Origin of the sequence: Pseudomonas sp. R62 (genome assembly GCF_000257605.1) — a bacterium.
In the GTDB taxonomy this organism is placed as follows: Bacteria; Pseudomonadota; Gammaproteobacteria; order Pseudomonadales; family Pseudomonadaceae; genus Aquipseudomonas; species Aquipseudomonas atacamensis.
Map to the genome: position 1 here is coordinate 187,514 of NZ_JH635999.1, position 10,539 is coordinate 198,052.

Consider the following 10,539-nt stretch of genomic DNA (forward strand, 5'->3'; position numbering starts at 1 on the left):
GGGAGAGGGCTAGGGTGAGGGGCTTTCGCTTTTAGGCTTGTCAGCCCTCAACCGCAGGAATATGCCCAAACATTTCCTGGGTAAACGCCACCCGTTCTTCAACCGATTCCTTTACGCCCCGCGCCTTCAGCTCTTCCAGCCGCGCTTCAACCGCGTGAGTGCGCAAGGTCAGGCCGCAATCGTTGGCGATCTGAATGTTCAGCCCCGGCCGCGCATTCAGTTCGAGAATCAACGGACCCTTTTCCTGATCGAGCACCATGTCCACGCCGATATAACCCAGCCCGCACAGCTCATAGCAGCCGGCGGCGAGTTTCATGAAACCGTCCCAGTAGGGCAGTTGCACGCCATCCACCGCGTTGGTGGTGTCGGGGTGTTTGGTGATGATGTTGTTCAGCCAGGTGCCACGCAGCGTAAGGCCGGTGGCCAGATCCACACCAACGCCAATGGCGCCCTGGTGCAGGTTGGCCTTGCCGCCGGACTGACGGGTCGGCAGACGCAACATCGCCATCACCGGGTAGCCCATCAGCACGATGATGCGGATGTCCGGCACGCCTTCGTAGCTGATGCTTTTGAAGATCTGGTCCGGGGTCACGCGGTATTCGATCAGTGCGCGGTCGCGGTGGCCGCCCAGCGAGTACAGGCCGGTGAGGATGCTGGAGATGTGATGCTCCAGCTCTTCGTGGGCGAGAATCTTGCCCGACACCGTGCGATAACGGCCTTCGAAGCGGTCGGCGATGACGATGATGCCATCGCCACCCGCGCCCTGCGCCGGTTTGATCACGAAGTCGCTGCGCCCGCCGATGATCTCGTCGAGCTTGTCGATTTCCTTCTCGGTGGAGATCACCCCGTACAGCTCCGGCACGTGGATACCGGCGGCGATGGCGCGTTCCTTGGTGAGGATCTTGTCATCGACGATCGGGTACAGGCTGCGCTTGTTGTACTTGAGCACGTAGTCCGCGTTGCGGCGGTTGATGCCCATGATGCCGCGCGCCTCGAGGGCCTTCCAGGTCTTCCAGAAACCGAACATCAGGCGTCAGCCTTCTTCAGGAAGGCCTTGAAACGTACCAGTTCGGTCAGGCGGTAGCCGCGATAGCGACCCATCGCCAGCATGAATCCGACCAGAATCAGCAGGATCGCCGGGAAGGTAAACACGAAGTACACCAACTCCGGCACGGTCATGATCAGGTGCGCCAGGGAGGCGGCGAACAGCGTGCCGATCGCGACTTTCAGCGCATGGTTGGCGCCGCGTTCTTCCCAGGTGATCGACAGTCGTTCGATGGTCATGGTCAGAATCACCATCGGGAACAGCGCCACCGACAAGCCACGCTCAAGCCCCAGCTTGTGGCTGAACAGACTGATCGCCGCAATCAACACCACCACGAACGTCAGCACCACCGACAGGCGCGGCAGCATTTGCAGCTTCAGATGTTCGAGATACGAGCGCAGCGACAGGCCCAGCGCGGTGATCACCGTGAACAGCAGAATGCCGAAGCCCAGCTGCGTTTCGCGGAAGGCGAGGGCGATCAGCACCGGGGTGAATGTGCCCAGGGTCTGCAGGCCGATCAGGTTGCGCAGGATCAGGATCACCAGCACGCCGATCGGGATCATCACCATGATCATGAAGGTCTGCTGGGTCTGCAGCGGCAAGCCGTACAGCGAATAATCGAGGAAGTTGGCGTCAGTGTTTTCGTCGGTCAGCTTGGCCAGACGAATCGCGTTCATCTCGCTGTTGTTCAGGCTGAAAGTCACGTTGGCTTTCTTGCCGCCGTCGACGGTGATCAGGTTTTCGTCGCCGGTCCACCACAGCAGGCGATCGGTCGGCAGGCCTTGTTCACCGGTTTCCGGGTTGAAGTACAGCCAGTCGTTGCCGTTGAAGCTGCGCAGCCACAGCTCGGGAGTCTGAGGCTGATCGGCGACGAGGCGGATGGTGTGGACTTTTTCTACCGGAACGTGGGCAATCGACAGCAGCAGTTCGACGATCTTGGCTTTGTGCGAAGTCGACGGATCGCCAGCCAGCAGCAATTTGACGTTGTCGTCGTTGACATTGTTAACGCGCTTGATCGCCTCGCCAATAAAGGTTTCGACGTCGGCCGAGTGTTGGCGGATCGGCGCGAGCAGGGCTTCGGCGGCGATTTTTTCCGGGCCTTCGATGACCATGCTGTCACGGAAGGTCGGGCCTTTGACCTTGGATTTTTCCGCGGTGTAGCGCTTGGTCAGCACCAGACGGTAATACAGCGTCTGGTTGCCCTTGGCGCGACGGGCCGACCAGGTCACCTTGCGGTTGCCGTCGATGCGGTTGACCGCGACGCCGTAGTTATTGGAGATGAAGCTTTCGTTGAGGCTCACGTAATCGCGGCTCAACGGCGGCACGAACATCTGGATCTTCACCGGATCCTTGGTGCTGGCGACGAACTCGACCTTGGCGTCGATGTTCCACAGGTCGTCGGTGGCGTCTTCGGTCACCGGGATGCCGAGCACGAAAATCTGATAGGCCGTAACCGAAACGCCCAGCAGCACCAGCACGGCGATCAGGATTTTCAGGTGGAAGGTTAGAGAACGCATGGAAATTACTCGGCGGTGTGAGCGGCGATGGTGCAGGCAGGTTTGCCGGCAGCGTATTTAAGACTGGGGTCGACCAGCGCGTCGAAGCGTTTCAGCGCCTCGGAGCCGATCAAAAGCGGGTATTGGAACGCACTTCGGTCGGTGAGGTTCACTTCGATGCTGCGCATTGCCGAACCCATGCAGATATCCAGCTCGATCACCGGACGGGCGGTGTACTGCTTGCCTTCTTCCGGATCGTAGTCGCCGGCGCGGCGCTTGATCTTGCTGACCCGCGCCAGCGGCCGTTCGATGGGGTGTGAATGCGCGGTGTCGATGGCCAGGTAGAAACGTACCCAGGATTCACCGTTGCGTTTGAAACGTTTGATGTCGCGGGCGCTCAGCGAGGCGGTTTTCGCCCCGGTGTCGAGTTTGGCCGCAACTTCGAGATTGATGCCGTCAAGCGAAGCGTATTCGTTGAGGCCGTACACGGTTTTTTCCCCCGCGGCGGCGAGGCCCGGCAGGCAAAACAGAGCAAAAAAGGTGGGGAAAGGCTTGAGTCTCATAAATCCTGGTGCGCAGCGTTCCGTTATCGGTTCAGGTGCCCGCGCAACCGTGCGCAAGCCCCCGCGTGTGCCTGGCAGCTTTTTATGGCAAGCCGTACTAAAGACCCGCAAATGCGGGCGGCATTCTAGCACGGTGGTTTTATGGCGCCAGCGCTTGCGCCGACCCATGAGCTGCAAGGGATGCCACTCTTGTGGGAGCGAGCCTGCTCGCGAAAGCGCTGTGTCATTCGATGTAGAAGCCGGCTGATGTGCCGCCTTCGCGAGCAAGCTCGCTCCAACATTAATAGATGATCGATTGGCTGCGGTTATTAGACGATTGTCGACAATACCTATTTATCCTTTGACTGATGCGGTCTTATTGGCTAGTTTTTGCCGCATTGGATTTAAAGGTGTCGACAATCATGCTGGATCAACTCGATCCCCCGGTCATCAGCGGCGACGATTCCGAGACGCTGTCGGAAAACGTCTTCCGGCGCATTCAGGCGGCTATCGTCAAAGGCGAAATCGCCCCGGGCAGCAAGATCTCCGAACCGGAGCTGGCGCGCACCTATGGCATCAGTCGGGGTCCGCTGCGTGAGGCGATCCATCGTCTGGAAGGCCAGCGCTTGCTGGTGCGCGTGCCGCACGTCGGTGCGCGGGTGGTCTCGCTCAGCCATGCCGAATTGATCGAACTCTACGAAATCCGTGAATCCCTCGAAGGCATGGCCTGCCGCCTCGCTGCCGAGCGCATGAGCGTCGCGGAAATCGACGAACTGCGCCGGGTGCTGGAAACCCACGAGCGCGATGCGGCGTTTCAGGCCGGCGTCGGTTACTACCAGCAGGAAGGCGATTTCGACTTTCATTACCGGATCATCCAGGGCAGCGGCAATCGCACGCTGACGCAGATGCTCTGCGGCGAGCTGTATCAACTGGTGCGCATGTACCGCATCCAGTTTTCCACCACGCCGAACCGCCCGCACCAGGCCTTCGCCGAACACCACCGCATTCTCGATGCCATCGCCGACCGTGACGGCGAGCTCGCGGAATTGTTGATGCGCCGCCACATTGGCGCCTCGAAACGCAACATCGCCCGTCACTACGAGGACGGCGCCCACAACAAGACAGCCACTGAACGAGGTGATGCATGACTTCCAACCTGAACACGCCGGGCCAGCGCTTCCGCGATGCGGTCGCCAGCGAGCATCCTTTGCAAGTGGTCGGCGCGATCAACGCCAACCACGCGCTGCTGGCCAAGCGCGCCGGTTTCAAGGCGATCTACCTGTCCGGCGGCGGCGTGGCCGCAGGCTCGCTTGGCGTGCCGGATCTGGGCATCACCGGGCTGGATGATGTGCTGACCGACGTGCGCCGTATCACCGACGTTTGCGACCTGCCGCTGCTGGTGGATGTCGACACCGGTTTTGGCTCGTCGGCCTTCAACGTGGCGCGCACGGTCAAGTCGATGATCAAGTTCGGCGCGGCGGCGATTCACATCGAGGACCAGGTTGGCGCCAAGCGCTGCGGCCATCGCCCCAATAAAGAAATCGTCAGCCAGCAGGAAATGGTCGATCGCATCAAAGCCGCCGTCGATGCCCGTACCGATGGCAGCTTCGTGATCATGGCGCGTACCGACGCACTGGCAGTGGAAGGTCTGGAATCGGCGCTTGATCGCGCGGCAGCGTGCATCGAGGCGGGCGCCGACATGATCTTCCCGGAAGCGATTACCGAACTGGACATGTACAAGCTGTTCGCCAACCGTGTGAAAGCACCGATCCTGGCCAACATCACCGAGTTCGGCGCAACGCCGCTGTACACCACCGAACAACTGGCCGGCGCTGACGTCTCGCTGGTGCTTTACCCGCTGTCGGCGTTCCGCGCGATGAACAAGGCAGCGGAAAACGTCTACACCGCGATCCGCCGCGATGGCACGCAACAGAATGTCATCGACACCATGCAGACTCGCATGGAGCTCTACGATCGTATCGATTACCACACGTTCGAGCAGAAGCTCGATGCGTTGTTTGCACAGAAGAAAGGCTGAACAAAACCCTGTGGGAGCGAGCCGGCTCCGGGCGGCGTTCCGACGAAGACGGACTGACATCCAACATTGATGTCGACTGATCCAGCGCTTTCGCGAGCAGGCTCGCTCCCACAAGTTTCCCCATACAAATTCAAGAAGATTGGAGAACACAATGGCCGAAGCAAAAGTACTCAGTGGCGCCGGGCTCCGTGGCCAGGTTGCCGGGCAAACCGCATTGTCCACCGTGGGCCAGGCCGGTGCCGGGCTGACCTATCGCGGCTACGACGTGCGTGAACTGGCCGCCGACGCGCAATTTGAAGAAGTCGCCTATCTGCTGCTGTACGGCGAACTGCCGACAACAGCGCAACTGGCCGACTATCAAAGCAAACTGAGCAAGCTGCGCGACCTGCCGCAAGCTTTGAAAGAAGTGCTCGAACGAATTCCCGCCGACGCCCACCCGATGGACGTCATGCGCACCGGTTGCTCATTCCTCGGCAACATCGAACCGGAGAAAGACTTCTCCGAACAGCGCGACAAGACCGACCGTCTGCTCGCCGCGTTCCCGGCGATCATGTGCTACTGGTATCGCTTCAGCCACGACGGCAAGCGCATCGACTGCGTCAGCGACGAGCCGACCATCGGCGGCCACTTCCTGCACTTGCTGCACGACAAGAAGCCAAGCGAACTTCACGTCAAAGTGATGAACGTGTCGCTGATCCTCTACGCCGAACACGAATTCAATGCCTCAACCTTCACCGCACGCGTTTGCGCCTCGACTTTGTCGGATCTGTACTCGTGCGTGACGGCGGCTATCGGTTCGCTGCGTGGCCCGTTGCACGGTGGCGCCAACGAAGCGGCGATGGAAATGATCGAGCGCTTCGGTTCACCGGAAGAGGCGATCAAAGGCACCCTGGGCATGCTCGAGCGCAAGGACAAGATCATGGGCTTCGGCCACGCGATCTATAAGGACAGCGACCCGCGCAACGAGGTGATCAAGGGCTGGGCGAAAAAACTCGCGGACGAGGTCGGTGACAAGGTGTTGTTCCCAGTCTCGGAAGCCATCGACAAGACCATGTGGGAGCAGAAGAAACTGTTCCCGAATGCCGACTTCTACCATGCCTCGGCGTACCACTTCATGGGTATCCCGACCAAGCTGTTCACGCCGATATTCGTCTGCTCGCGCCTGACCGGCTGGGCCGCGCACGTGTTCGAACAACGCGCCAACAACCGCATCATTCGCCCAAGCGCCGAATACACCGGCGTCGAACAGCGCAAGTTCGTGCCAATCGAACGTCGCTGAAATGGTGGGCTGACCCGTAACCAGAGAACACCGCTAGACCCTGTGGGAGCGAGCCTGCTCGCGAAGACGGACTGACATTCAACATTGATGTCGACTGATATACCGCTTTCGCGAGCAGGCTCGCTCCCACAGTGGACGGTGTGTAACTCAGGTTTCTGGCCCACCCTTTGCAACCACCGTGACCCGAGTCCTGACCCGATGAACACAGAATTCCGCAAGAACCTGCCTGGCACGCCGCTGGATTACTTCGACACCCGCGCGGCGGTCGAGGCGATTGCGCCTGGCAGCTACGACACCCTGCCGTACACCTCACGCGTGCTGGCGGAAAACCTCGTGCGTCGCTGCGACCCGGCCACGCTCACCGACTCGCTCAAGCAACTGATCGAACGCAAGCGCGATCTCGATTTCCCGTGGTTCCCGGCGCGGGTGGTCTGCCATGACATCCTCGGCCAGACCGCGCTGGTCGACCTCGCTGGCCTGCGCGATGCCATCGCTTTGCAGGGCGGCGACCCGGCGCAGGTCAACCCGGTGGTGCCGACGCAATTGATCGTCGACCACTCGCTGGCCGTCGAGGCGGGCGGTTTCGATGCCCAGGCCTTCGAGAAGAACCGCGCCATCGAAGACCGCCGCAACGAAGACCGCTTCCACTTCATCAACTGGACCAAAAAGGCCTTCAAGAACGTCGATGTGATCCCGCCGGGCAACGGCATCATGCACCAGATCAACCTGGAGAAAATGTCCCCGGTGATTCAGGTGCGCGAAGGCGTGGCGTTCCCCGACACTTGCGTCGGCACCGACAGCCACACCCCGCACGTCGATGCGCTGGGTGTGATTGCCATCGGCGTCGGCGGCCTTGAAGCCGAGAGCGTGATGCTCGGCCGTGCGTCGTGGATGCGTCTGCCGGAAAGCGTTGGCGTCGAACTGACGGGCAAGCTGCAACCGGGCATCACCGCCACCGACATGGTCCTGGCCCTGACCGAATACCTGCGCAAGCAGAAAGTCGTCGGTGCCTGGCTGGAGTTCTTCGGCGAAGGCGCGGCGGCGCTGACCCTCGGCGACCGCGCGACCATTTCCAACATGGCCCCGGAATACGGCGCCACGGCGGCGATGTTCTACATCGATCAGCAGACCATCGATTACCTGAAACTGACCGGTCGTGAAGACCAGCAGGTTCAATTGGTCGAGCAGTACGCCAAACTCACCGGCCTGTGGGCTGACAGCCTCAAAGGTGCGCAATACGAGCGCGGCCTGACTTTTGATCTGTCCTCGGTGGTGCGTAACATGGCCGGCCCGAGCAACCCGCACGCCCGCGTCGCGGTATCCGATCTGGCGGCCAAAGGCATCTCCGGGCAGTGGGATGACGTGCCGGGGCAAATGCCCGACGGCGCGGTGATCATCGCCGCCATCACCAGTTGCACCAACACCAGCAACCCGCGCAACGTCATCGCCGCCGGCCTGTTGGCGCGCAATGCCAACAAGCTCGGCCTGACGCGCAAGCCGTGGGTCAAATCTTCGCTGGCGCCGGGCTCGAAAACCGTGGCGCTGTACCTCGACGAAGCGGGGCTGACCACTGAACTTGAACAGCTCGGTTTCGGCGTTGTGGCATTTGCCTGCACCACTTGCAACGGCATGTCCGGCGCCCTCGATCCGCTGATCCAGCAAGAGATCATCGACCGCGATCTGTACGCGACCGCGGTGCTTTCCGGCAACCGCAACTTCGACGGCCGCATTCACCCGTACGCCAAACAGGCATTCCTCGCCTCGCCGCCGCTGGTGGTTGCTTACGCGATCGCCGGGACCATCCGTTTCGATATCGAGAAGGATGTGCTGGGCGTGGTCGATGGCCGGGAAATCCGCCTCAAGGACATCTGGCCGAGCGATGAAGAAATCGATGCGGTGGTGAAGTCGTCGGTCAAGCCTGAGCAGTTCCGTCAGGTCTATATTCCGATGTTCGCCGTGCATGAAGACACCGGGCCGAAAGTCGCGCCGCTGTACGACTGGCGCGAGATGAGCACCTACATCCGCCGTCCGCCGTACTGGGAAGGCGCGCTGGCCGGCGCCCGTCCGCTGAAGGGCATGCGCCCGCTGGCGGTGCTGCCGGACAACATCACCACTGATCACCTGTCGCCATCGAACGCGATCATGCTCGACAGCGCCGCCGGCGAATACCTGGCGAAAATGGGCCTGCCGGAAGAGGACTTCAACTCCTACGCCACCCACCGTGGCGACCACCTGACCGCCCAGCGCGCAACGTTCGCCAATCCGAAACTGTTCAACGAAATGGTCGTGGAAAACGGCAAGGTCAAACAGGGTTCGCTGGCGCGCGTGGAGCCGGAAGGCCAGGTCATGCGTATGTGGGAAGCCATCGAAACCTACATGCAACGCAAGCAGCCGCTGATCATCATCGCTGGCGCTGACTACGGTCAGGGTTCGTCCCGCGACTGGGCGGCGAAAGGTGTGCGCCTTGCCGGTGTCGAGGCGATTGCCGCTGAAGGTTTCGAGCGCATTCACCGCACCAACCTGGTGGGCATGGGCGTGTTGCCGCTGGAATTCAAACCCGGCACCAACCGCCACACCCTGGCCATCGATGGCAGCGAAACCTACGACGTGATCGGCGAGCGCAAGCCGCGTGCGGATCTGACGCTGGTGATCAATCGCAAGAACGGCGAGCGCGTCGAAGTGCCGGTGACCTGCCGTCTCGATACCGCTGAAGAAGTGTCGATCTACGAGGCCGGCGGCGTGTTGCAGCGCTTCGCACAGGATTTCCTCGAAGGATCGGCGGTAGCCGTTTAAATCAACGTGTGGGCATGGGATTTCAAGTCCCATGCCTTCGGTAAGGAGCACCATGGCTCACGCACCACAAATCAGAATCGCTGCCACCTACATGCGCGGCGGCACCAGCAAAGGCGTGTTCTTCAGCCTCACCGATCTGCCCGAAGCAGCGCAAGTTCCAGGCCCAGCGCGCGACGCTTTGTTGCTGCGGGTGATCGGCAGCCCCGATCCCTACGACAAGCAGATCGACGGCATGGGCGGCGCGACGTCGAGCACCAGCAAAACCGTGATCCTGTCGAAAAGCACCCGCGCCGATCACGACGTCGATTACCTGTTCGGTCAGGTGTCGATCGACAAGCCGTTCGTCGACTGGAGCGGCAACTGCGGCAACCTCTCGGCGGCGGTCGGTTCGTTCGCCATCAGCAACGGTCTGGTCGACGCCAGCCGCATTCCGCACAACGGCGTAGCGGTGGTGCGCGTGTGGCAGGCCAACATCGGCAAGACCATCATCGCCCACGTGCCGATCACCAATGGCGAAGTGCAGGAAACCGGTGATTTCGAACTCGACGGCGTGACCTTTCCGGCGGCCGAAGTGCAGGTCGAATTCATGGATCCGGCGGCGGAAGAAGAGGGCGGCGGTGGCTCGATGTTCCCCACCGGCAATCTGGTCGATGAGCTTGAGGTCCCGGGTGTCGGCACGTTCAAGGCGACCATGATCAACGCCGGGATCCCGACGATTTTCGTCAACGCCGAAGACATCGGTTACACCGGCACCGAACTGCAGGGCGCGATCAACGGCGATCCAAAAGCGCTGCTGATGTTCGAGACGATTCGTGCTTACGGTGCGTTGCGCATGGGCCTGATCGCCAATCTGGAAGAAGCCGCCAAGCGGCAACACACGCCGAAAGTAGCGTTCGTCGCCAAGCCTGCGGATTACGTAGCGTCGAGTGGTAAAGCGATTGCCGCTGGTGATGTGGACCTGCTGGTGCGCGCGTTGTCGATGGGCAAGCTGCACCACGCCATGATGGGCACGGCAGCGGTGGCGATCGGCACGGCGGCGGCGATTTCCGGGACGTTGGTCAATCTTGCTGCTGGTGGGATTGAGCGCAATGCGGTGCGTTTCGGCCATCCGTCCGGGACGTTGCGCGTGGGCGCTGAGGCGACACTGGAGAATGGCGAGTGGGTGGTGAAGAAAGCCATCATGAGCCGCAGTGCGCGAGTGCTCATGGAAGGCTATGTCCGCGTGCCCGGAGATTCTTTCTGACTTAACACAAAACCAGGTAGGAGCTGCCAAAGGCTGCGATCTTTTGATCTTGATCGCGAAAAACAAAATCAAAAGATCGCAGCCTTCGGCAGCTCCTACAGGA

Annotated in this window: 8 protein-coding genes; 5 read left to right on the forward strand and 3 right to left on the reverse strand. The window is 61.0% G+C overall.

Annotation, left to right across the window (positions count from 1 at the left end):
- Nucleotides 1-40: 40 nt before the first annotated feature.
- From OQK_RS19265 to rloA, 3 genes are read right to left on the reverse strand one after another with little or no spacing between them, the layout of a single operon-like run.
- A complete protein-coding gene (locus OQK_RS19265; RefSeq protein WP_016773817.1) occupies nucleotides 41-1,027 on the reverse strand; it encodes an alpha-L-glutamate ligase-like protein in 987 nt (328 codons plus the stop codon).
- Nucleotides 1,027-2,562: an osmotic stress tolerance membrane protein RloB gene (rloB, locus tag OQK_RS19270; protein ID WP_016773818.1), complete on the reverse strand. Its 1,536-nt coding sequence runs from the start codon at nucleotides 2,560-2,562 to the stop codon at nucleotides 1,027-1,029. Before rloB ends, OQK_RS19265 begins: the two co-directional genes overlap by 1 nt.
- 5 nt (nucleotides 2,563-2,567) lie before the next feature.
- Nucleotides 2,568-3,104, reverse strand: coding sequence for a retropepsin-like aspartic peptidase RloA (gene rloA, locus OQK_RS19275; protein WP_016773819.1), 537 nt, complete (start codon nucleotides 3,102-3,104; stop codon nucleotides 2,568-2,570).
- Nucleotides 3,105-3,508: 404 nt separating this feature from the next.
- On the opposite strand from rloA, the gene OQK_RS19280 reads away from it, so the two are divergent.
- The 5 genes from OQK_RS19280 (at nucleotide 3,509) to prpF (ending at nucleotide 10,436) form a co-directional block, all read left to right on the forward strand.
- Nucleotides 3,509-4,231, forward strand: a complete 723-nt coding sequence (locus OQK_RS19280) for a GntR family transcriptional regulator (RefSeq protein ID WP_177318503.1) — start codon at nucleotides 3,509-3,511, stop codon at nucleotides 4,229-4,231.
- Nucleotides 4,228-5,121 carry a methylisocitrate lyase gene (gene prpB, locus OQK_RS19285; protein ID WP_016773821.1) on the forward strand — a complete coding sequence of 298 codons (894 nt, stop codon included), beginning with the start codon at nucleotides 4,228-4,230 and terminating at the stop codon, nucleotides 5,119-5,121. The genes OQK_RS19280 and prpB overlap by 4 nt, the downstream gene beginning before the upstream one ends.
- Nucleotides 5,122-5,272: 151 nt before the next feature.
- Nucleotides 5,273-6,400, forward strand: a complete 1,128-nt coding sequence (gene prpC / locus OQK_RS19290; RefSeq protein ID WP_016773822.1) for a bifunctional 2-methylcitrate synthase/citrate synthase — start codon at nucleotides 5,273-5,275, stop codon at nucleotides 6,398-6,400.
- A 198-nt stretch (nucleotides 6,401-6,598) separates the two neighbouring features.
- Nucleotides 6,599-9,193 (forward strand): Fe/S-dependent 2-methylisocitrate dehydratase AcnD, encoded by a 2,595-nt coding sequence (acnD, locus tag OQK_RS19295; protein ID WP_016773823.1) that lies wholly within the window; start codon nucleotides 6,599-6,601, stop codon nucleotides 9,191-9,193.
- 52 nt (nucleotides 9,194-9,245) lie between these two features.
- On the forward strand, nucleotides 9,246-10,436 hold the full coding sequence (prpF, locus tag OQK_RS19300; RefSeq protein ID WP_016773824.1) for a 2-methylaconitate cis-trans isomerase PrpF: 1,191 nt from the start codon (nucleotides 9,246-9,248) through the stop codon (nucleotides 10,434-10,436).
- The last annotated feature ends 103 nt before the right edge of the window (nucleotides 10,437-10,539 follow it).

Excerpts from the sequence above, each read along its gene's own strand:
- prpB (WP_016773821.1), top strand. The coding sequence starts at position 4,228 with ATGACTTCCAACCTGAACACGCCGGGCCAGCGCTTCCGCGATGCGGTC.
- prpF (WP_016773824.1), top strand. The coding sequence starts at position 9,246 with ATGGCTCACGCACCACAAATCAGAATCGCTGCCACCTACATGCGCGGC.
- OQK_RS19265 (WP_016773817.1), bottom strand. The coding sequence starts at position 1,027 with ATGTTCGGTTTCTGGAAGACCTGGAAGGCCCTCGAGGCGCGCGGCATC.
- prpC (WP_016773822.1), top strand. The coding sequence starts at position 5,273 with ATGGCCGAAGCAAAAGTACTCAGTGGCGCCGGGCTCCGTGGCCAGGTT.
- rloB (WP_016773818.1), bottom strand. The coding sequence starts at position 2,562 with ATGCGTTCTCTAACCTTCCACCTGAAAATCCTGATCGCCGTGCTGGTG.
- acnD (WP_016773823.1), top strand. The coding sequence starts at position 6,599 with ATGAACACAGAATTCCGCAAGAACCTGCCTGGCACGCCGCTGGATTAC.
- rloA (WP_016773819.1), bottom strand. The coding sequence starts at position 3,104 with ATGAGACTCAAGCCTTTCCCCACCTTTTTTGCTCTGTTTTGCCTGCCG.